Raw genomic sequence first — 21,749 nt, 5'->3', positions numbered from 1 at the left:
ACCGGTTTCTGGACCACCGTGGCCGACTGGCGGATTCGTACCGGCATGCCGCTGGAGTCCGTGACCCCGCTCCTTGACATCCAGAACGAATGAAGCCGTCGAGTCGGTCCCCCGGCCGCTGGACGCCGCGGGGGCGTGACGGGAGGCGTACGCGGTGCTACTTGACGCCGACGACGAGGTACTCCGGGCCGTCCAGGTGGCTCACGGCGATGTCCCGGAAGCCCGCCGCGCGCATCCAGTCGCCGCACTCGGCACCTGTGTAGCCCAGTCCGCCGGCCGAGACCGTGGAGACGTTGAGGCTGATCAGCAGGCCCGTGGTGCGTTCGCGGCGGTCGTCGTCGATCAGCGACTCGTAGATCAGCAGCCGGCCGTCCTCCGGCAGCGCCTTGTACGCCTTGCCGATGAGGGTCTTCTTGGTGTCCAGGTCCCAGTCGTGCAGGACGTGTCCCATCACGATCGCGTCGGCGGTCGGCAGCGGGTCGGTGAAGAAGTCGCCGCCGGCGAAGCGCGCCCGGTCGGTGAGGCCGACCCGTTCGAGGTGGGCGTCGAAGCCGGGGCCGACCACGGGCAGGTCGAAGCCGATGCCCTGGAGGTGTGGGTTCCGGGACAGCACCTGAGCCAGCAGCGAGCCCTCGGCGCAGCCCACATCGGCGACCGTCCGCGACCGCGACCAGTCGCACCGCTCCGCGATGGCCTGGTTGGCGCCCATGCTGTAGCCGGTCATCGCCCGCAGGAATCCGGTCACCTGGTCCGGGGCGGCGTACGCCTCGCCAAAGGTGTCGTCCGTGGCGTCGGCGCCCACCAGCTTCGGGCCGCCGGGCCCGCCCTGGTCCGCGGACTGCGAGGCGGCCAGCGCCGCGGAGAAGTCCAGTCGGCCGCCGCTGCGCAGCGCGTCGGTCAGCCCCGCCCAGCAGCCGAAGCCCGCGTTGAGGAAGGAGAGGTAGCCGGAGATGTCGGTGGCGGGCTTGCGAGGGTCCAGATAGCGGTCGGCGACCGGGGAGTTGCGGTAGACGCCGCCGTCGCGCTCCAGCAGTCCCAGGGACACCAGGGCGTCGAGGAAGTCGGCGGCGCCGCGGCCGGCGATCCCCAGCCTCCCGGTGAGTTCGGCGCGGGTGGCGGGACGTACGGCAAGCTCCTCGAACACGCCCAGTTCGACCGCGCTCAGCAGCGCCTTGGACTTCCAGAAGGCGACCGCGACGTCGATGATGGCATGCGGTGAGTCGGCCGGGAAGGCGTCCTCGGGTTGCGGGGTGGTCATGCTCGGTTCTCCGTTCCTGCGGTGCGGGTGTGTGCGGGCGCTTCAAGGGGCCCGGGCATCAGGTCAGCCGGAGGTCCTGGTAAACGGCGTCACCGATGGTGATCATTCGTTCCTGGTGCTCTTCCTGCCAGGTCTTGCCGTTGAGGTGCAGCGCGACCACCAGGCCGGCGTCCGGGTCGGCGAAGGCCGCCGAGGTCCACAGCCCGTAGTGGCCGAAGGTGCGCGGCGAGGCGTGGCGGCTGAAGGCCGTGCACTCGTCGCCGAGGTGGCGGGACTCGACGCGGAAGCCCAGCCCCCAGTCGGCGTTGCCGAACGGGTCCACCAGGCCGACCCGGTGGTGCGCGGTGAGCGCCATGACGGTCTGCGGCAGCAGGATGCGCCCGTGGCGCCCCCGGCCGCCGTCCGCCAGCGCGGCGAAGAACTGCGCCAGGTCGGACATCGGCCCGCGGATGTTCAAGCCGGGGATGGGCCGGGTGCAGGAGTCCTCGGTGGCGTACCAGTGGGTGGGCTGGGCCGGGAGGCCGCCGCCGGTGATGTGGATGAGTGGCAACCGGTCCGCCTCGGCGCGGTACTCCTGCGGGGTGAGCACCACGCGGGTGTCGGTCATCCCGCAGGGCGCCAGGATCTCCTCGGCGAGATAGCGCTCGTAGTCGCGTCCGTCCACGGCGCGGACGACCTCGGCGATCAGGAACCACGCCCACCACGGTCCGTAGTTGATCCGCGCGCCGGGGGGCGTCCCCGCCGGGACCTTCATGTTCCGCAGCTGCTCACGGCGGAGCGCGACCGGGGCGGCCATGGCCCCGTGCAGCGGGTCCAGGCCCATGGGGACGGCCGAGGTGTGGGTGAGCAGCTGGTAGAGGGTGACCCGTTCGCGCCCGTCGCCGTCGTACCAGGGGAGGTAGCGTGCGACCGGCGCCGCCGGGTCCAGCAGGCCCCGCTCCCACAACTGGCCGATCGCCACCGCGCCCAGCGTCTTGGAGCAGCAGTACCAGATGGGCAGGGAGGCGCGGGTGAAGGGCACTCCGGGGCGGCAGCTGCCCAGGGCGGCGGAGACGGTGGTGCCGCTCGGGGCGTGGCTGACGTGGAGCTGGGCGCCGGGGGTGGTTCGGCCGAGTTCGGCGCGCAGGGCGGCCACCGTACGGGGCAGCGCCTCGGTGGCAGCGCGGACCGCGTCGGCCTCGGCGTCCGGCGCGGTGACCGCCGCGGCGGCGCCCGGCCACGGGCCCGCCGCCTGCGGCGCGTCGGCGGTGAACCCCCGCAGCCGGGCCAGCGCCCCGGACGGGTCCTGTTGCAGCAGCCGGTCCAGGAAGAAGATGAAGAGGAACACCCCTTCCAGGACCAGCCGTCCGTGCTCGAAGAGCCGCACCCGCCGCTCGCCGTCCCCGAACAGCAGGACGGCGGCCTCCTCGTGTCGGAGTGTCAGGACGAGTGTGGGCCGTTCGTCCCACTCGCCGGCGCGGAACCACAGGGCGCCGGTGACCAGATCCGTCAGGACGAGGATCTGCCCGGCCACCCCGACAGGCGGATCGGTCAGGCGCAGGCCGAGCCGGAGGGCCTCGCCTTCCTCGGGCCGCTGCCCGGCCGTGGCCTCGGCGTGCCGCAGCCACTCCCGGGAGAACAGCGGGTGGGCGGCGGGTGCCGCCGTACGGGACCCGTGCGGCGCTGTGCAGGCGGCGCTCACCGAGCGACCTCGGCGACGGTGAAGCGGACGATGTTCCGACTGGTCAGGCTCCCGTCGGGGGCGCGCAGTTCGGCCAGCTCGGCCTCGACCGCCTTGACCGCGTCGGCCATCGCGTCCTCGGGCACGCTCTCCCAGAACTGCCGGCCCGCGGTGGACCACACCCACTGCCACCACTGGTGGGGGCCGCGGAAGCGGGTGACACAGGTCCGCTCCACGGTGTCGACGGAGCTGAAGCCCTCCTCGGACAGCATGGCGTGCAGGTCCTCGACGGAGCGGAACGGGCTGTCCGGCGGGAGCCGGTGGGAGGAGGCGCCGCCGTAGGGGGCACTGGCGGCGAAGACCGGGTTCCAGCGCTCGTCCTGGCGGCCCCACCAGGAGATGGCGAACCGGCCACCGTCGGCGAGGAGTCGGCGGTAGCGGGCGGCCGCGGCCCTGGGATGGGGGAAGAAGAACATCGAGATCCCGGCGAGTACCGCGTCGAAGGTGCCGTCGACGGGCGGTCCGGGCTGCCAGTGGGCGGTCTCGGCGTCGGCGACGAGGGCGCGGGCGTTGCCCAGCCCTTCCTCCGCGATGGCCGCGCGGGACCGCTCCACCATGCCCGCGGACAGGTCGATTCCGGTCACCGAGCCGCTCGGCCCGACGGCCCGCGCCGCGGGAACGAGCACGGCGCCGGTGCCGCACCCCACGTCCAGGACCCGCTCGCCCTCCCGGACGCGGGCCTCCTCCACCAACTGGCGGCCGAGGGCGTCGAAGTGCGAGACACCGACCTTTTCGTACGTCGGGGCGCTGCGGTCGAAGAGCCGGGCCAGGGCCTCCTTGTGCTCGTCCGGCGCTGGGTGCCGAAGGGTCCCGCTCATGGGGTCCTCCCCTTGTCCTGTGTGAGGTTGCCGCTCTCGTCGAGCCGTACGGTGCGCCCGGTGCGGGCGGAGGTGTACACGGCGTGCACCACCGCCACCGCCCGCCGTCCCGCGGCGCCGTCGACCAGGGGTGGTCGGCCGGTGCGGACCGCGTCGCAGAAGTCGGCGAGCTGGTCGCGGTGGGGCTGGTGGAGCAGGCCGATGCGGTCGCGCAGCGGGGGCTTCCGCGGCGGCGGGCACCGGTCGGCGGCCTGGTTGCCGTCGCCGTACGCGCCGTAGGCGGTGGGCCGCTCGCCCTCGCGGGCGGTGTGGAAGTAGGCCAGCTCGTCGTTGTCGATGACGACCGATCCGCGCTCGCCGTTGACCGCGACCCGGGTGGTACGCCCCGGGTAGGCGGCGGTGGTGGCCAGCAGCGCGCCGAGCGCGCCGTCGGCGAACTTCAGGCTGGCGGTGGCCACGTCCTCGACCTCGATGCCGTCATGGGCGAGCAGGCCGGTGTGGGCGGCGGCCTCCACCACGGGGCCGGCCAGCCACTGGGCGAGGTCGACGGCGTGCACGGCCTGGTTCATCAGGGCGCCGCCGCCGTCCAGGGCGCGAGTGCCGCGCCACTGCCCCGACGCGTAGTAGGACCGCGCCCGCCACAGGGGGACCTCGATGAGGACCGAGGTGATCCGGCCCAGGGTGCCGTCCTCGATGGCAGCCCTGGCCACTTCGGCGGCGGGGTCGAAGCGGTGCTGGGAGATGACGCCGAGGGTGCGGCCGGTGTGCCGGGCGGCGGCGATCAGCCGGTCGGCGGCCTCCGGGGTGACGTCGACGGGCTTTTCGACCAGGACGTGCTTGCCCGCGCGCAGGGCTGCGGTGCCCAGTTCGGCGTGGGTGCCGGAGGGAGTGCACACGGCGACGGCGTCGATGTCCGTGCGGGCCAGCAGCTCGGGGACGGCGAGTGCCTCGCAGCCCAGTTCGGCGGCGAGCCGGTGTGCCCGTACCGGATCCCGTCCGGCGACCGCCACCAGACGGGCCCGCTCACGCAGCGGGCCGTCGGGCCGGGCCAGCAAGCGGCCGAGGAAGCCACCGATCGAGCCGCAGCCGAGGATGCCGAAGCGCAGCACTGCCGCCTCCTCAGCCCGCCACCGGGGCAATGGCGTTGCCCAGGTAGTTGGGGAGTTCGGTGAGCCGCTGCTGCTGGTGGTCCAGGTCGGTGGGGTAGGCGGCGCGGTAGCGGCGGGTGACCTCCTGGACCTCGTGCCAGGTGGCGGGCAGCACCCCGCCGTTGTACCGGGGGGCGAGCTGGTCGTAGAGGGTGGTGCCGGGCCGCAGGTAGAGCTGGTTGATGCCGAACCAGGCGGGCAGCTTCGCCGCCCAGTCGACCAGGCGACCGGAGATGCACGCCTGGTCCTGCGGCAGCCCCAGCAGGACGAAGGCGAAGGGGGTGATGCCGGCGTCCCGCAGCTTGAGGACGGCCTCCTCGATCTGTGCCTCGCTGACCCGCTTGTGGACGCCGGTGTCGGCGATGGCGGGCGATTCGGCGCCCAGCCACATGCCCCGGCAGCCGGCCCGCGCCCAGGCGGTGACGTCGTTCTTCAGGACGACCTCGGCGCGGGTCTGGCCGACCCAGCCCACCCCGCGGCCCTCCAGCCGGGCGCACAGCTCGCTGTAGAAGGCGCGGTTGATGCCGAAGACGTAGTCGAGGAAGAACACGAACTCCAGGCCCGCGGCCTGCTGGGCCTCGATCTCGCGCACCACCCGGTCCAGCGGCTGGTTGCGCATCTTGGTGCCGAACGGCAGGTGGCAGAAGGTGCAGCCGTAGGTGCAGCCGCGGGCGGCGAGCACCATGCCGCAGGGGCCGGGCAGCGGCAGCCCACCGGAGATGACCTCGGCCGTGTAGTCGGCGGTGGGCACCAGGTCGTAGGCGGGGAAGGCGAGTTCCTCCAGGGGGAGGTTGGGGAAGGGACGGGGGCGGGGCTCGGGTGAGTCCAGCAGGTTGTGCGGGGTGGCGGCGCCCGGGAGCACGGGTGCGTCGGCGCCGGCCAGCAGGGCGCGGACCGCGCCGACGGTGGCCGAATCGGTCTCGCCGCAGGCGATGTGGTCGACGCCCAGCTCGGCGCGGGTGGAGGCGGGCAGGTGGGTGCCGTGCGGGCCGACCGCGACGGTGCGGGCCGTGGGGTAGCGGGACGCGGCGCGCTCGACGGCGGCCCGTACGGAGTCCAGCTCCAGCGGGTAGCACTGGGCGCGGTCGGCGATCGCGGAGAAGACGACCAGCAGGTCGAACTTCTCGCCGTCGGGCGCCTCCTGGAGTCGCTGGTCCCACACGGTGACGGTGTGGCCCTCCGCTCTCAGTTGGCCGGCGGCGGTGGCGGCGTCCAGGGGGAGCTGGATGAAGTACTGGTCGAACTTGTTGCTGGGGATGACGAGGCAGATCCGGCTCATGGGCGGTTCACTCTCACAGTCGGGTCGGCAGGGCGGCGGGGGTCGGGGGGCCGGAGGGCGCGGGGCGTTCGGCACGGGCCAGTTCGGCCAGCCGGCCGATGCGGTCGAGGGACCGCAGGTCCAGCGCGGGGCGCGGGCCGGGGCCGAGCAGGGCCGCGATGCCGTGCCGCAGCGCGTTGTCCATCGGGGAGTCGGGGATCAGCCACTCGCGGTGGCCGTGCGGCCCGTCCATGGTCAGCCGGTGGGTGTTGCGGGGCAGCCGGGTGCCGTTGGGCAGGAAGACCGGGTCGAGTTCCAGGGTGAGGAGGACCGGTCCGGCCTCGATCCGGGCCAGCCTCAGCCGGCTGTCGGCGGCGGGTGCGGTGCGCCGGGCCCAGGAGGGCGCGGGGGCCGCGTGCGGGGCGTCGTGGCCGACGATGGTGGAGTACAGCTCGACCTCGACCTCGCCCGCGGGGCCGGCACCCGCGCTCAGTGTCGTGGTGTCGTGGGCCGCGGTGCTGACCAGGTGGGGGTCACGGGCGATCCGTACGGCCTGTGGCTCGGGCCCGGCCAGCAGATAGTGGTGGAAGGCCCGGGCGGGCAGGAAGCCGCCGAGGACGGCGAGCATGTGCAGCCACTCGTAGCCGAAGACGCCGTAGTCGAGGTCGACGAAGCGGCCGGCCGCGATGTCCTCGCGGCGGTCCTTGCAGAAGGCGATGCGGATGGCCGCCACCGGGTGCCGGTGGGCGAACTCGGCGCGTACGGCCTCGAGTATGGCGGGAGCCTTGGCATGCGCGTACTGGTTCATCACCACCAGCCGGGCCCGGTCGTACGTGCCGAGCAGCGCGGTGAGTTCGGGGCCCTCCCAGGACCGGCAGGCCGGCTTCTCCAGCAGGATGCGGGCCTCGGGGTCGCGGGCGAGGACGGCGGCCACGGCCTGTACGTGGCCGGCGGTCGGGGTGCAGACCGACCAGACGTCCACCGGCCTGTCCGTGGACAGTTCCCCCACGGTGGCGGCGGTGGGGAAGGGGGTGCCGCATCCGGGGGCGGTGGGGTCGACGACGGACACGGACATGCCCATGCCGTCGAGCAGTTGGTGGTGCAGCCGGCCGGCCACGCCGTGGCCGACGACGCACACATGCGGCCTACCGGGCATGGGCGTCCTCACCGGAGGTCTCAGCGGTGCCGGAAAACGCTCCGGTGCCCAGCGGGGCGGACCGCGCGCACAGGTACTGGGTGTAGTACGCGTCGAACAGCCCGGCGTCGTCGATGATCCGGTCCACCGGCTCCAGGTGGAGGCCGGGCGGGAACCGCTCCGGATCGCGGCAGAGGGCGAGCGCGGCGAGCAGGGTGCCGGCGCGGTAGGCGTCGTAGCCGCGGTTGGCGATGCCCTCGTACTCGAAGAGGTTCAGCGAGCGGCCGTCGCCCAGCACGGTGGCGGTGGTGGCGTGAGGCAGGTCGTAGCGCACGCCGACGTGCGGGATGCGCTGCGCGGTGGCACCGGGGTAGCCGTCGGTCAGCACGCTGAAGTCCTTGGTGGCGAAGCCGGCCAGCAGCACGCCGTCGGGCAGCAGCGGCACGTCCTCGGCGGTGACGGCGGTGCCGCCGCTGCTGCCGAGGATGAGGAACGGCCGCTGCCGGTCGAGGGCCTCGGCGATGCTGCGGTGGGTCTCGAAGCCGTCCTCGGCGGCGGTGATCAGCGCCAGGATGTCGGTGTCCACCACGGCGACCCGGCAGCCCAGCGCACGCAGCGAGCGGGCCGCCCGTGCGCCCAGGGTGCCGTAGCCCAGCAGCAGGACGTGCCGGCCGATGAATTTCTGGCCGGGCACGATCGCCCGCAGCCGGCGCACGCAGGAGTCGGCGATCTCGTTGTAGCCCAGCCGTGACTTCAGCTGGGAGCGGGCCATGTTCAGCACGGGGACGGCCAGTTCGCCGGGGGCAGCCGTGATGCGCTTGAGCCCGCTGACCGTCAGCTCGATGGCGGCGTCCACCCGCGGTCCCGGCCCGTCGGCGCCGTAGCCCTGGGCGAGCAGGCCGCCGTCGTCGATGACCAGGACCTTGCGGCCGGCGACGTGCGCCCGGCGGATGAAGTTGGCCACCTGGGCGTCCACCGCCCGTGCGCGGGCCGCTTCCGCCGCTCCGGCCGTGCCGTTGATGACGGAGTTGTCCAGGGTGTCGCTGGCATAGCCGCGGCGCAGGAACCAGGAGTGCACCCGCTCGCGGTGCTGCGTCCGGTCGCCCTTGGACAGCGCGAAGATCCACTCGGGGTCGAGTCCGGCGCGCTCCATGGCCAGCAGGAAGCCGACGCTGTTCTCCACATAGTGGTCCCGGAAGATCAACGCCCATCCGGCGAGCGCCGGTTCGGGCTGGGCATAACGGTCCGTCAGCGGCATGCCGGCCGCGATGGCGGCGGCCTCGGCCTCTGTGTAGCACCGGGCCCGCCGGCCGATCGCCTCGGTCAGCGCCGTGAACAGGTCACGGGCTCGCTCCGAGGGGGCGCCGGAGGCGGTGAGCACGATCCGGCGGGCCCCCGGCCCGTCGAGGACGGGGTCCAGGGTGCCGGGCGGCTGGTCGGACAGCGGCCGGCTGCGGATGTCCAGCCGGTCGCCGCCCACCCGCACCGTGTACTGGCCGGACCCGTGCACGGTCAGCTCCGGTCGCGCCGGCGCCCCGCCGTGGCCGTCGAGGACCGCGCGCACGGCCGCCAGCAGGTCACCGACGCCGAGCGGCCCCTCCAGCACTTCGCACGGGCCCGGCGGATGAGGATCCCCCACTCCCCCGCCGGGGACGGTGCGACGCGAAGTAACATCAGATACCGACATATATCCACCCACGCCAGGCGTGCATTCCTCGTGAGAACGGACTTGTTACGGCCGGGCCGGGATCAGGAGGCGCTCCTGGTCCGGCTGGTGTTCTCAGGTCAGCCTGCCGTGCGGGGGATCTTGACGGCCATCGTGGAGATCCACGATCCCGGTGGTCGCCCGGCGTGGGCGACGGCCCTGGTCAGCCGGATGTGGTGAGGCTCCGCGCGCTGGAGGAGGCCGCCGTGCCCGTCCCGGTCAGCCGGGAGGCGAGCTGGGTGCGGCGGGTCACGCCAAGTTTGCGGTAGGCGTGGGTGAGGTGGGTCTCCACGGTGCGGCGGGCCAGGTGGAGCACCTCGCCGATCTGGGCGTTCGTCTGGCCCTGGGCCGCCAGCTCGACGATGCGCCGCTCGGCCCTGGTGAGTGCGGCGCTGCCCGTCGCGTCCCGGCGGGTCCCGCGGGCGCCGCTGGCCCGCAGGGCGTTACCGGTGGCGCGGAGCAGGCGTCCGGTGGCGGGCGCGTCCGGGGCGTCCGGGTGTCCGGTGGGGTCGGGGGCCAGCAGGCGCAGTGCCAGGGCGTGGGCCTCGTGCAGGTCCTCGCGGCCCTTGCGGCTGTTCCCGGCGTCGATCCGCGCGTGGCCCAGGTCGAGGAGGGTCTCGACGAGTTCGACGGGGGCCGGTGCGGTCCTCAGCACGGCCGCGGCCTCGCTCAGCGACTCGCGCCCCCGGCGGCCGCCCACGACCGCGGCGTGGGCCCGCAGGGCCCGGCTCACCGTGCGGGGTGTCCCCCAGGTCCGCGCGTAGCGCAGTTCCTCCTCGGCGAGGTCCAGGGCTCTCGCCGGCTGTCCGAGTCCGACCAGGGCAAGGGCGGCGCCGGAGCGCCAGGGGGTGGCCACAGGGCTGAGGAAGTCGCGGGCGCTCTGACCGCGGCCGCAGGACAGGTAGTCGTCGAGGGCGGCCTGCCAGTTGCCCTCGGCCATGTGCAGAAAGGCTCTGGCGTAGTGCAGTTCGTTCCATTCCCAGGAGCTGTCGGCGCTCTCCTCGTCGAGGCCGGCCAGCAGCCGCCGGGCGTGGGCACGGTGGCCGAGTTCGCAGTGGGCGAGTGCCACCATGGACGCCAGGTGGGGCATGCGGATCCCCTGCCCGGCGCACGCGTCGAGGAGCGGGGCGTTCTCGGCGATCACGCGCCGGAAGTCACCAGCCCACAGGGCCGCTTCGGCCCGTACGCTGATCAGGCACTGTCGGCCGATGTCCGTCAGATCCGGGAGCGCGGGCGGGGCGGGGAGGGCCTCTTCGGCGAGGGCGCGTGCCTCGTCCAGCCGGTCGGCCCACTGCAGTAAGGTGGCCGCGGTTCCCAGCCAGCCGTCGCGGAGCCGGGGGTCCACCGGTGCGGCCAGCCGCGGCAGCACACGGTCGAGGGCCTCGGCCGCCGACAGCCGGCCGGTCCCGACCTCGTACTCGGTGACCAGGCCGCAGGCGAGCGGCTCGACGGCGGCGGGGGCCGTCGCCGTCAGTTCCCGCATGCGGGCGACGGCGTTGCGCCACGCGACCGCGTCGTGGGAGGCCATGACGGCGGCGGTGGTCTGCAGCACACGGACGAGCTCGCCGTCGTCCACGGCGCTGCCCACTTGGCTCATGACGCGCATGGCGGTGTCCGTGCGGCCCCGGGCGACGAGCGCCGCGCCGAGGGCGGGTGCGACAGCGGCGCGTTCATGACGGTCGGCGTGCAGCTCCAGCGCCGCGCGCAGCCTGCGGATGCCGGCATCCGCGCTGTGGGGCAGCTCCAGGGCGCCGAGGCGCAGGGTGAGCCCGGCGCGACGGCCGGGGGCGAGCGGAGCGGTGAGGGCGTGGCGGAGGAAAGCGGTGGCCTCGTCGACCCGGCCGCCGCGTACGGCGTCCTCGGCCGCGTCCTCCAGGGACTGCGTCATCCACTCCTCGCCGGGCCGGTCGAGGTGGAGCAGCTGGGCGGCGACGTCCGCCGTGGGCGCGCCGCGCTCGTCGAGCAGGCGGGCGATACGGCCGCGCAGCGCGCCCAGTTCGGCCGGATCGACCGCCTCGAGGGCGGCCTCGCGTGCCAGCGGGTGGGAGAAGAGGCGGCGGAGGGCGGACGCGCCCGCGGACGCGGCGCGGTGGTCCGGGCGGAGGCCGGCGGCCTCGTGGAGCAGGGCCCCGCCGAGCGGCGCGGCGCCGCCCCCGGCCACGGCAAGCGCCAGGGAGAGGCAGCGCGACCACGGGGTCGCCCGGGCCCGTATCCAATGGACGATCGCGTCACGGTAGCGGTTTCCGCCCAGCTCGGACAGGCTGCGGGGCAGCGGCCCCTCACGGAGGTCGGCGAGGAGGGCGTGCACCAGCACCGGATTGCCGGCGCACGCCCGGATACACAACTCGGCCCGGTCGGCGCCGTGTCCGCGGGCGGACACCAGACGGGCCACGGCCTCCGGGCCCAGCGGGCGGAGCACCACGGACGTGCCCGTCGCACTGGGCAGCACGGCGGTGCCCTTCTCCCGGCACTCGGTCAGGACCAGCAGCACGGGCAGGTCCGCCAGCCGACGGGCCAGGTAGCCGAGCCAACGGCGGGACGCCATGTCGGCATCGTGCAGGTCGTCGACGGCCAGAAGTACGGGCCGACGGTCGGCGGTCCGCGCCAAGCGGGTCACAAGGCGGTGGAAGACCATCTGCTCCTCGGCCGCCGGTAGGTCCGCGAAGGGCACCTCCCCGCCCTCGGGAAAGAGCTGGCGCACGAGAGCGAAGGGGAACCCCGACTCCTCCGGCGAACAGTCCGCGCGCAGCACACGCATCGCCCCGCCCGCCGCCTCCCGCCCCACCACCCCCCGCAACAGGGCGGTGCGGCCTATCCCCGCCGCCGCACCGAACACCAGCCAACGGCCCGCACCGGACCGCGCGGACTCGCCGGCCCTCGCCGCGGCCGCCAGCGCTTCCTCGCGTTCGAGAAGCACACTGCCCATACCCACACTCCTCCACCTCGGTGCACACGACGCCCCATCGGTGCAGGACGCCCGAGATGAATACTGCATGCCGAAAGTCGCCAAATCCCCTATTCTGGGCCAGCATTCTCTCCGGACGATATCCCGCATGACCTGGCCAGACACGTAATGATCTTGCTGTGGGTGGCGTGACGTCGGGGCCGGGCCGGGTGGCACCTCGCGTCGACCGCACGGTGCCTTTTGAGGCGGTTGACACCGCACTCGACGGAGTGCCTCTGCCTGTAGACCGTCTTGCCGCAGGCCGGCGGGCGGCCACCAGCGGAGCCGCGGTTCTTGCGGTTGCGGACCTGGTCAGTCCGCTCCGGGACGGTGCAGCGGATACCGCGCCTTCGCAGTTGGGCGCGATTGACGCGAGAGCCGTACGCCTTGCCGCCGAGCACGCGGGCGGGCCGCGTGCGGGAGCGTCCGCCCTTTGGCCGGGCCACGCGGACGCGCCCGAGGACCGCCTGGTGGGCCGAGCGCCGCGCCCCTCGATGCGGGCTCGTTCCTCCTTGGACGCAGCCCAAGGAGGCATCTGCGGCCGGAGGTTCGATGCGATGTCGTGAGGCGGCATCACGCACAGCAGCCCCACCCCGAGCGCCGGGCGAGAGATACCCTGCGGAAACCTCAGTTTGCAGTCGACGACGCCGGGAGCGGTGAACCTGCCGAAAATGCAAGGGTGTTGGAGGTCGCGGAGCTGACCGAGGCCGTGCTCGCCGACGCGGGGGTGGAGCGGGCAACCGCGCTGACGCTCGTGTACGACGACGAGACCAACATCCGTGCCGCGCTCACCGCCCGTCGGCTCAATCCCCGGTTGCGGCTCGCCCTCAGGCTCGACAACCGGCGGTTGGGGCAGCACGTCGAGGAAATCCTGGACCAAGCCGCCGCGTTGACGACCGGTGGTGGGGCCGGGGACGGCTCCGAGTCCGATGCGTCCACGACCGCGCTGTGCGACCCGGACCCCGCCGCGCCCGCGCCGTCCGCCACCGCACTCGCCGGTACCAGCGAGGTCGTCCAGGCCGACGGGCTGCTGCTACGCACGGTGGAGCGGCAGCCGCCGGGGCCGGGGGAGGCGGCCGGTAGCGAGGAACAAACACAGCCAATGGCCTGGGACTTGTAAATGATCACTAGAACTGCTCCCATTCTCACGGGATGTACGTCCTGTACATTTTTTACAGAGGGAGGGAGCAGCCATGCTGTCGCCGACGGCGCGCTATGTCCTGCCGGAGTTCACCGAGCGCACCAGCTACGGGACCCGGACGATGGACCCCTACTCCAAACTGCTCAGCGAGCGGATCGTCTTCCTGGGAACGGCCATCGACGACGCCTCCGCCAACGACGTGATGGCGCAACTCGTCCATCTCGAACACGCCGCGCCGGACCAGGACATCTCGCTCTACATCAACTCGCCCGGCGGCTCGTTCACCGCGATGTGCGCGATCTACGACACGATGCGCTACGTCTCGTGCGACGTGGAGACCGTCTGCCTGGGCCAGGCGGCCTCGGAGGCCGCGGCCCTGCTGGCCGCCGGCGCCCCGGGAAAGCGGCTGGCGCTCCCGCACGCACGGATGGTGATCCATCAGCCGTCGCTCGACGAACCGACCCAGGGCCAGGCCGACGACCTGCAGATCCAGGCGGACGAAATGCTGCGCACCCGCAACAAACTGGCGGAGATGCTGGCCGAGCACACCGGGCAGCCCGCCGAGCGGATCGCCGCGGACATCGAGCGGGACACCTTCTTCGACGCGCCCGCCGCCCAGCAGTACGGCCTGATCGACGGGCTCACCCGCGGCCGCAAGCGGACCTCCCCGCAGCCCCTCGGGCGGTGAGGCGAGGTGCTGCCGCCCGAACTGCCGCCGCTGCCCGCCCTGACCCGGGCCGAGGGGCAGCTGATCGACAGCTATCTGGAGGTCCTGGACCTGTTGGGCCGGATCAACCCGGCCCACGGCACCGCGACGTACAGCGGACTGCGCGCGGCCCAGGCCCTGGTCCGCAAGTCCGCTGACCTGCGGGACGCGCTGACTTTGATGCACAACCGCGGGGAGAGCGAACTGCACACCGAGACCCTTGTGCGGGCACTACGGGTCCTGGACGGGGAGCGCCGGGCGCGCCGGGTGACCGTACCGCCGCAGGAGAGCGTCTGACCCGGCTCCCCAGAGGTGCCCACGGAGCCGTACGGCCCCCGGCGCGGGGCGCGTTGCGCGGGTGGGCGCGCCGCACACCCGGGACACGTACGGCTTCGGAGTGCGCATACGGCGTAATGTGCGCGGCTGCGGTAAGGGGGCGAGGAATTGCGCGGGTCAGCGGAGTTTCCCGCCCCCCTTGGGTTTCGGCGCTGGTCCCGGCCTCGCCGTTACGGCCGATACCGCGACGTACTGAGCAAAACCACTCATTAAGCCTAAACGTGACCAATATCACACACTGCATTTTCAGCTCGGAAATCGGGTGGGCGGTGCGTGACGATCCCTTCGACGACAAGCCCCCGCCACAGCGACGGGGCGGTCCGGACGGGCAGCTGCTCCCGCCGTCGTCCGGATCACCGGCTGACGAAGGGTTGCGCATGACCCTGCGCATGCAGATGCCGCACCGCCTGGTGCGTGCCGGCACCGTCTCCGCCCTCACCCTGGTCGCCCTGGGCGGCCCCACACCCGCCCCAGGCGCGGCCGCGGAGGCCGAATTAGCGTCCATCCCCGTCAAGGCCCTGCGGATCGCCGCCTCCAAGCAAGGCGCCCCGTACAAGTGGGGGGCCAAGGGGCCGGACAGCTTCGACTGCTCGGGACTGACGCTCTACTCGTACCGGCGCGCCGGCCGGGCCCTGCCGCGCACCGCGGCACAGCAGTACCGCCGCACCGAGCATGTCGCGCGCTCCTCCCGAAGGGACGGCGATCTGGTCTTCTTCCATTCCGGCAGCGGGATTTACCACGTCGGCATCTACGCCGGCGACGACCGGATCTGGCATGCGCCCAAGGCCGGTGCGGTGGTGCGGCTGGAACGGATCTGGAGCCGCGCCGTCTGGTACGGGCGGGTGCGCTGACCTGCGGCTCCGCGGTCCCCGCTCAATTGTCAGTGGCCTTGGGTAACTTGACGGTGTGACCTCGGAGCTGAGCGAGCTGCTGACGGCCGCGGCGCGCGGGAGCTTTCCGCCCGCCGACGGCTCGGTGACGGTGCTGCCCGCGCCGTCCCCGCGCGATGCCGGGGTGGTGTCTTTCACCGCCCATGCCGTGGTGTTCGCCGATGTGCCGGCGGCGTGGGTGCACGAGCGCATACCGCCCGGTGACCTCGCGGCGCCGCTCAACCCACCGTTCCTGGGCGCGCTCGGCGCCCGGCTCGGCCGCGAGGTCCACACCATCGACCTGCTGACGGTCGCCGAGGCGCTCCCCGGTCCGCCGTCCCTGGAGCTGGCCCGGGCCGCGGACCGCGATCACCCCCGCACCGCCCGGGCCCGCCGGCACCGCGACACGGTGCGGGCCTGGACGACCGCCGGCGGCGGGACGGTCGTGGTCGGCCGCGGGGTGGCCGGCCGTTGGGAGCTCGCCGTGGAGGTCGACGGCGCCGCCCAGGGGCGCGGTCTGGGACGGGAGCTAGCGCGGGCCGCGCGGCATCTGGTCCCGGCGGGTGAGCTGCTGTGGGCCCAGGTGGCCCCGGGCAATGCGCGCAGCGTCCGGGCTCTGCTGGCGGCCGGTTTCCGGCCGGTCGGGGCGGAGGCGCTGCTGGTACCACCCGGGGAGCGCGGCTAGGGCCGGTCGGGTAGGTCAGGCGCGGATAGGCCGCGGCGTCTGGCGCGGTGTAGTGCAAGGCGCCGGAGCGGCCTGAGAGCGGGAGCTACCAGGGCGTTTCGGCAACGCGGCGTGGGGCACCTCCCAGCGTCAGCTGGAAGCGGGCCGTGCCGGACACCGCGGACCCGGCCATGACCCGCCGGGCAGTCCCTAGGCCCGGTCCGAGCCCGATCCGCCGGACAGGCCCGAGGGGATGGCCGCCCGGCACGGGGCGGACGGGGGCCACGGCACCGTGACCCAGACCGTCTTGCCGCCGGCCGCGACGGGCTCGACCCAGAGCCGGCCACCGTGTTCGGCGGCCAGGGAGCGGATGATGACCAGCCCCCGGCCGTTGTCCTGTTGCACCGCGGCGGGCAGTCGGCGCGGCGGGCGCGGATGGCCGTCGGTGATGCCCAGGCACAGCTGTTCCTCGCACTCCAGGCGGAGCTCGATGGTGAAGGCCGGGGAACGGCCGCGGGTGTGCTGGACGGCGTTGGTGGCGAGTTCGGAGACGATCAGCAGGAGGTCGTCGGTATCGGCCGACCCGGGCGGCAGGCCCCATTGGGCGAGGACGTCCCGGACGTGTCCGCGGGCGGCGGCGACCGAGTCGGGGAGGCTCGGCAGAGTGCGGGTGGATTCCTGGTGGTCTGCCATGACGACGCCGTCCCTTTCCCACCGAGGCGCGGCTCCGGCCCGCCGGACAGCCGGGATGCCGGCCGGGGTGCCGACGGCCTCGGTTGTGTACCGTGCGCCAGACTGCCACCCATGCTGCCGGTGTGGTGAGCAATCGCCCAACATATACGGAGTTCTGTCGCGATTCTCTCGCTCGATGCGGTGAACAGTGCTGCGGCAGACGGCGTTTGGGGTGTATGGGGCGCGCGATGCGGCGCCGCGGCCCTCATGTCCGCGACGCCGCCGGTGCCGGGCGACGACTTCAGGCCACCGGGGCGGTCGCCACGATGATGCCGGCCGCGGTGTCAATCTGAGCATCCGTCAGGTCTGCTCGGGCGGTGAGCCGCAGCCGAGAGATCCCGTCGGGCACGGACGGCGGACGGAAGCAGCCGACCGCGAGCCCGGCCGCCCGGCAGTCCGCGGCCCAGCGGACCGCCGCCTCCGGTGAGGGGGCGCGCACGGAGACCACCGCGGCGTCCGGGCGGACCGCCGTCAGACCCGCCGCGGTCAGCCGGGCGTGCAGTTCCCGCGCCACCCGCCGGACCCGTTCGGGACGGTGCGGCTCCCGGCGCAGCAGCCGCAGGGCGGCGAGCGCACCGCCGGTCGCCGCCGGGGCCAGCCCGGTGTCGAAGATGAACGAGCGGGCGGTGTTGACCAGGTGCTCGATGACCCGGGCCGGGCCGAGTACCGCACCGCCCTGTGCGCCCAGGGACTTGGAGAGCGTCACGGTCGCCACCACGTCGGCGTCCCCGGCCAGCCCGGCGGCCCGCAGCGCACCGCGGCCCCCGTCACCCAGCACGCCCAGCCCGTGCGCGTCGTCGACCAGCAGCGCGGCGTCCCGGCTCCGGCAGGCGTCGGCGAGCGCGGGCAGCGGCGCGGCGTCACCGTCGACCGAGAAGACCGAGTCGGTGAGCGCCAGCGCCCGGCCGCGGTGCCCGGCCAGCGCGGCGCGGACGGCCGCCGGATCGGCGTGCGGAACCACCTCGGTGCGGGCCCGGGAGAGCCGGCAGCCGTCGATGAGGGAGGCGTGGTTGCCGGCGTCGGAGACGACCAGGGTGCCGGGGGCGGTGAGCGCGGTGACCGCGGCGAGGTTGGCGGTGTACCCGGAGGAGAGCACCAGGGCCGCCTCGAAGCCGCAGAACTCGGCGAGTTCGCGCTCCAGTTGGGCGTGGAGTTCGGTGCTGCCGGTGACCAGCCGCGAGCCGGTCGCGCCGGCGCCCCAGCGGTCGGCGGCCTCGGCCGCGCCCCGCGTCACCTCGGGGTGCCGGGCCAGGCCGAGATAGTCGTTGCCGGCCAGGTCGAGCAGGGGGGAGTCGGCGGGCCGGGGCCGCAGGGTGCGGACCAGGCCGGCGCGGTGGCGTTCGGCGCGGGCGGCGTCGATCCAGTCGAACGCGGCGCCGGACGCCGGCCGGGGGGCCGCGGCGGGCGGCCCGGCCGGGGCGTCGCACAGCAGCGGTGGGGCGTGGTCCGGCAGCATCGGCGTCCTTCGTCGGTGGGCGTCGGGAACGAGCCCGGCCGCGGGCCCGACGAACGGGTCCCGGCAACGGGGCTGCGGGGCCTCGATTGTGGGCTGTCGATAGACGTTAGCGGTCGTTCCGCACGGAGACGGTGTGGTGATGCACACACCCCGATCGCCGGGCATTGTGGGAATCCTCCTTGGCCGGGGGCCGGGCCGTACGTCAGGATCATCGCCATGGACCTGCTGAACACACTGGTGGACAAGGGACTGCGGCGCGAGGTGCCGACCCGTGACGAGGCGCTCGCCGTACTGGCGACGTCCGACGACGAACTGCTCGATGTGGTGGCCGCGGCGGGGAAGGTGCGCCGCGCATGGTTCGGGCGGCGGGTCAAGCTCAACTACCTCGTCAACCTCAAGTCGGGCCTGTGCCCGGAGGACTGCTCGTACTGCTCGCAGCGGCTGGGCTCGAAGGCGGAGATCCTCAAGTACACCTGGATCAAGCCCGATGACGCCTCCAAGGCGGCCGCGGCCGGGGTGGCCGGCGGCGCCAAGCGGGTCTGCCTGGTCGCCAGCGGCCGGGGCCCCACCGACAAGGACGTGGATCGGGTCTCGGAGACCATCTCCACCATCAAGGAGCAGAACGAGGGCATCGAGGTCTGCGCCTGCCTGGGACTGCTGAACGACGGCCAGGCGGAGCGACTGCGCGCGGCGGGTGCCGACGCCTACAACCACAACCTCAACACCTCGGAAGCCACCTACGGCGACATCTGCACCACGCACGACTTCTCCGACCGGGTGGACACAGTCCAGCAGGCCCAGGCGGCGGGGATGTCCGCCTGCTCCGGGCTGATCGCCGGCATGGGCGAGAGCGACGCCGACCTGGTCGACGTGGTCTTCGCGCTGCGCGAGCTGGACCCGGACTCGGTGCCGGTCAACTTCCTGATCCCGTTCGAGGGCACTCCGCTGGCCAAGGAGTGGAACCTCACCCCGCAGCGCTGCCTGCGCATCCTGGCGATGGTCCGGTTCGTCTGCCCGGACGTGGAGGTCCGGCTGGCCGGCGGCCGCGAGGTGCATCTGCGCAGCCTGCAGCCGCTCGCCCTGCACCTGGTCAACTCCATCTTCCTGGGCGACTACCTGACCAGCGAGGGCCAGGCCGGCAAGGACGACCTGGCGATGATCGCGGACGCCGGGTTCGAGGTGGAGGGCACGGACACCACCACGCTGCCGGCGCACCGCAGGGACGCGGCAGCCGCCACGGACACCGAGCCCGGTGCGTCCTCGGAGGCCGTCGTTCCGGCCCCCACCGAGGACGCCCGACGCGATCTGGTCGCGGTGCGCCGCCGCGGCACCGGCACCGACCTGCCGCCCAATGCCTGAGCCGCTCACCCCCGATGACCTGCTGGCGCTCGACCGGCAGCACGTCTGGCACCCGTACGGGCCGATGCCCGGCCGGAGCGAGCCGCTGCTGGTCGAGTCGGCCAGCGGCGTCCGGCTGCGGTTGGGCCGGCCGGCCGAGGGGCGCTCCGAGCTGGTGGACGGGATGTCGTCCTGGTGGTCGGCGGTGCACGGCTACAACCACCCGGTGCTCAACGACGCGGCCCGCGGCCAGTTGGAACGGATGAGCCACGTGATGTTCGGCGGGCTCACCCACGAGCCCGCGGTACGGCTCGCCAAGCGGCTGGTGGACATCACCCCCGAGCCGCTCCAGCACGTCTTCCTCGCCGACTCCGGTTCGGTGTCGGTCGAGGTGGCGGTCAAGATGTGCCTCCAGTACTGGCGTTCGCGGGGCAAGCCCGGCAAACAGCGGCTGCTGACCTGGCGCGGCGGCTACCACGGCGACACCTGGCAGCCGATGTCGGTCTGCGATCCGGACGGCGGGATGCACCACTTCTGGCAGGGCGTGCTGCCCCGGCAGATCTTCGCCGACGCCCCGCCGGCCGGCTTCGACGCCCCGCCGGACGCCGCCTACGCGGCGCAGCTGCGGGAGTTGATCGGCCGGCACGCCGACGAGCTGGCGGCGGTGATCGTGGAGCCGGTGGTGCAGGGTGCGGGCGGGATGTCCTTCCACTCCCCCGGCTATCTGCGGGTGCTCCGGGAAGCCTGCGACGCCCACGGCGTGCTGCTGGTCTTCGACGAGATCGCCACCGGGTTCGGCCGTACCGGCACCCTCTTCGCGGCCGGGCACGCCGGTGTCGCACCGGACGTGATGTGCGTGGGCAAGGCCCTGACCGGCGGTTACCTCACCCTCGCGGCGACGCTGTGCACCGCAGAGGTGGCCGAGGGGATCTCCCGCGGCGACCTGCCGGTGCTGGCGCACGGCCCCACCTTCATGGGCAATCCGCTGGCCGCCGCCGTCGCCGAGGCGTCCATCGAGCTGCTGCTGTCCCAGGACTGGGCGCAGGAGGTCAAACGGATCGAAGCCGGGCTCCGGGAGGGGTTGGCGCCCGCCGCGGAGCTCCCCGGGGTGCGCGAGGTGCGCGTCCTGGGCGCGATCGGCGTGGTCCAGCTCGACCATCCGGTGGACATGGCGGCCGCGACCCGGGCCGCCGTCCGGGAGGGCGTCTGGCTGCGTCCGTTCCGGGACCTGATCTACACCATGCCGCCGTACATCACCGGCGACGAGGACGTGGCGCGGATCTGCGCCGCGGTGCGCGCCGCCGCCCGCGAGGGCTGACCACCTGCCTCGGGCGGGGGCGGTCGGCCGGTGCTCCGGTCCGCCCCCGCCCCACCACCATCAGCGAAGAGTTCGGAGGCACACCACATGTCGGTGCTGTTCGTGACCGGTACCGGTACCGAGATCGGCAAGACCGTGACCACGGCCGCGATCGCCGCGGCGACGCTCCGCCAGGGCCGCTCGGTGGCCGTCCTCAAGGCCGCCCAGACCGGCCTCACCGCGGACGAACCGGGCGACGCGGCGGAGGTCGGGCGGCTGGCCGGTGCGGTCACCGTCTCCGAACTCGCCCGGTTCCCCGAGCCGTTGGCGCCCGAGACGGCGGCCCGGCGGGCCGGTCTGCCGCCGGTGCGCCCGCAGGAGATCGCCGAGGCCGCGGCGAAGCTGGCCGCCTCGCACGACCTGGTGCTGGTGGAGGGCGCCGGCGGGCTGCTGGTCCGCTTCGACGGTGACGGGAACACCCTCGCCGACGCCGCCCGGATGGCCGGTGCCCCGGTCCTGGTCGTCGTCCAGGCCGGCCTCGGCACCCTCAACACCACGGCGCTGACCGCGCTGGCGCTGCGCTCGCACGGCCTCGCCTGCCCCGGCGTCGTCGTCGGCAGCTGGCCGGCCGAACCCGACCTCGCCGCCCGCTGCAACCTCGATGACCTGCCGGAGGCCGCGGGCGCCCCGCTCCTCGGCCTGGTCCCGGAGGGCTCCGGTGCCCTGCCGCCGCTCGCCTTCCGCGCCGCCGCCCCCGGCTGGCTGGCACCGGAACTGGGCGGCTCGGGCACCTTCGCCCCCCACGACGCCGCTCGCGAACCGGCCACCGCCGCCTCGTAATTCCCTCGCCGGAGCGGCGCACCGGGCCGATACCGGCGCGAGGGGTGAGCACGTCCTACCGCCCGGACGACGACGTCGCCGCGCGGTAGGACGTGCTCACCCCTCGCGGCCCCGACAACGTCTCCTCCCTGGATCTCGTGCTGGCCGCGGACGCCGTCCTCACCGTCACCCTCCATGCCGGCTGCGGCACCGGCGCCCCGCTGCACCGGGCCCGGGAGGCGCGCCACCGCGGCCGGCTCTGCGGGCTCGACCCGTCCCCGGCGAGCGTGCGCCGGGCCGCCCTGCGGTTCCTGGACGGGGTGGCGTCGGCGGTGCGGCGTTTGGGGAGCGGCCGACGCGGGCCGGGCTGACGATCGCGGCGCCGTACGGAGACGGGGACCGGCG

The 21,749-nt window shown here is 73.8% G+C and carries 18 protein-coding genes and 1 pseudogene; 9 read left to right on the top strand and 10 right to left on the bottom strand.

The features are described 5' to 3' along the window. Window positions 1–157: 157 nt before the first annotated feature. The 8 genes from ACO0M4_RS12970 to ACO0M4_RS12935 form a co-directional block, all read right to left on the bottom strand. Window positions 158–1,258, bottom strand: coding sequence for a methyltransferase (locus tag ACO0M4_RS12970; protein WP_430370081.1), 1,101 nt, complete (start codon window positions 1,256–1,258; stop codon window positions 158–160). Between the two features lie 58 nt (window positions 1,259–1,316). After that, window positions 1,317–2,939: a serine hydrolase domain-containing protein gene (locus tag ACO0M4_RS12965; protein WP_430370079.1), complete on the bottom strand. Its 1,623-nt coding sequence runs from the start codon at window positions 2,937–2,939 to the stop codon at window positions 1,317–1,319. After that, the gene (locus tag ACO0M4_RS12960) at window positions 2,936–3,796 is read right to left on the bottom strand and encodes a class I SAM-dependent methyltransferase (protein WP_430370077.1); all 861 of its coding nucleotides are present in this window, start codon (window positions 3,794–3,796) and stop codon (window positions 2,936–2,938) included. Before ACO0M4_RS12960 ends, ACO0M4_RS12965 begins: the two co-directional genes overlap by 4 nt. Continuing rightward, window positions 3,793–4,905 carry a Gfo/Idh/MocA family protein gene (locus tag ACO0M4_RS12955; protein ID WP_430370075.1) on the bottom strand — a complete coding sequence of 371 codons (1,113 nt, stop codon included), beginning with the start codon at window positions 4,903–4,905 and terminating at the stop codon, window positions 3,793–3,795. Before ACO0M4_RS12955 ends, ACO0M4_RS12960 begins: the two co-directional genes overlap by 4 nt. Before the next feature lie 10 nt (window positions 4,906–4,915). Next, a complete protein-coding gene (locus tag ACO0M4_RS12950) occupies window positions 4,916–6,223 on the bottom strand; it encodes a B12-binding domain-containing radical SAM protein (protein ID WP_430370073.1) in 1,308 nt (435 codons plus the stop codon). Between the two features lie 13 nt (window positions 6,224–6,236). After that, window positions 6,237–7,358, bottom strand: coding sequence for an ABC transporter ATP-binding protein (locus tag ACO0M4_RS12945; RefSeq protein WP_430370071.1), 1,122 nt, complete (start codon window positions 7,356–7,358; stop codon window positions 6,237–6,239). Beyond that, window positions 7,348–8,976: a hypothetical protein gene (locus ACO0M4_RS12940; protein ID WP_430370069.1), complete on the bottom strand. Its 1,629-nt coding sequence runs from the start codon at window positions 8,974–8,976 to the stop codon at window positions 7,348–7,350. Before ACO0M4_RS12940 ends, ACO0M4_RS12945 begins: the two co-directional genes overlap by 11 nt. Before the next feature lie 229 nt (window positions 8,977–9,205). Continuing rightward, window positions 9,206–11,968 (bottom strand): LuxR C-terminal-related transcriptional regulator, encoded by a 2,763-nt coding sequence (locus ACO0M4_RS12935; RefSeq protein WP_430370067.1) that lies wholly within the window; start codon window positions 11,966–11,968, stop codon window positions 9,206–9,208. A gap of 694 nt (window positions 11,969–12,662) precedes the next feature. Between ACO0M4_RS12935 and ACO0M4_RS12930 the strand changes: the two are divergent. The 5 genes and pseudogenes from ACO0M4_RS12930 to ACO0M4_RS12910 form a co-directional block, all read left to right on the top strand. Then, window positions 12,663–13,064, top strand: a pseudogene (locus tag ACO0M4_RS12930) (NAD-binding protein); the annotation flags it as partial. Window positions 13,065–13,179: 115 nt separating this feature from the next. Then, complete coding sequence (locus ACO0M4_RS12925) at window positions 13,180–13,815, top strand: ATP-dependent Clp protease proteolytic subunit (protein WP_430370065.1); 636 nt, start codon at window positions 13,180–13,182, stop codon at window positions 13,813–13,815. Between the two features lie 6 nt (window positions 13,816–13,821). Further along, window positions 13,822–14,130, top strand: a complete 309-nt coding sequence (locus tag ACO0M4_RS12920; protein ID WP_430370064.1) for a hypothetical protein — start codon at window positions 13,822–13,824, stop codon at window positions 14,128–14,130. A 416-nt stretch (window positions 14,131–14,546) separates the two neighbouring features. Continuing rightward, a complete protein-coding gene (locus ACO0M4_RS12915; RefSeq protein WP_430370063.1) occupies window positions 14,547–15,020 on the top strand; it encodes a C40 family peptidase in 474 nt (157 codons plus the stop codon). Window positions 15,021–15,075: 55 nt separating this feature from the next. Beyond that, on the top strand, window positions 15,076–15,723 hold the full coding sequence (locus tag ACO0M4_RS12910; RefSeq protein ID WP_430370062.1) for a GNAT family N-acetyltransferase: 648 nt from the start codon (window positions 15,076–15,078) through the stop codon (window positions 15,721–15,723). Window positions 15,724–15,912: 189 nt separating this feature from the next. Here ACO0M4_RS12910 and ACO0M4_RS12905 read toward each other — a convergent pair whose 3' ends face one another. Further along, window positions 15,913–16,395, bottom strand: coding sequence for an ATP-binding protein (locus tag ACO0M4_RS12905; RefSeq protein WP_430370061.1), 483 nt, complete (start codon window positions 16,393–16,395; stop codon window positions 15,913–15,915). A 280-nt stretch (window positions 16,396–16,675) separates the two neighbouring features. Further along, entirely contained in the window at window positions 16,676–17,890 is a 1,215-nt protein-coding gene (locus ACO0M4_RS12900; RefSeq protein ID WP_430370060.1) for an 8-amino-7-oxononanoate synthase, read from the bottom strand. A gap of 216 nt (window positions 17,891–18,106) precedes the next feature. Between ACO0M4_RS12900 and bioB the strand changes: the two genes are divergently transcribed. From bioB to ACO0M4_RS12880, 4 genes are all read left to right on the top strand, one after another. Then, entirely contained in the window at window positions 18,107–19,249 is a 1,143-nt protein-coding gene (gene bioB, locus ACO0M4_RS12895) for a biotin synthase BioB (RefSeq protein ID WP_430370059.1), read from the top strand. Next, a complete protein-coding gene (locus ACO0M4_RS12890; protein WP_430370058.1) occupies window positions 19,242–20,546 on the top strand; it encodes an adenosylmethionine--8-amino-7-oxononanoate transaminase in 1,305 nt (434 codons plus the stop codon). The genes bioB and ACO0M4_RS12890 overlap by 8 nt, the downstream gene beginning before the upstream one ends. Before the next feature lie 87 nt (window positions 20,547–20,633). Then, window positions 20,634–21,365: a dethiobiotin synthase gene (gene bioD / locus ACO0M4_RS12885; RefSeq protein ID WP_430370057.1), complete on the top strand. Its 732-nt coding sequence runs from the start codon at window positions 20,634–20,636 to the stop codon at window positions 21,363–21,365. Window positions 21,366–21,457: 92 nt separating this feature from the next. Beyond that, window positions 21,458–21,715 (top strand): class I SAM-dependent methyltransferase, encoded by a 258-nt coding sequence (locus ACO0M4_RS12880; RefSeq protein WP_430370056.1) that lies wholly within the window; start codon window positions 21,458–21,460, stop codon window positions 21,713–21,715. Window positions 21,716–21,749: the final 34 nt, after the last annotated feature.

The sequence above is a fragment of the Streptomyces sp. RGM 3693 genome, from assembly GCF_050471125.1.
Lineage (GTDB): Bacteria > Actinomycetota > Actinomycetes > Streptomycetales > Streptomycetaceae > Streptomyces.
Note: the sequence above shows the minus strand (reverse complement) of the source record. Positions and strands in the feature narration are given on the sequence as shown.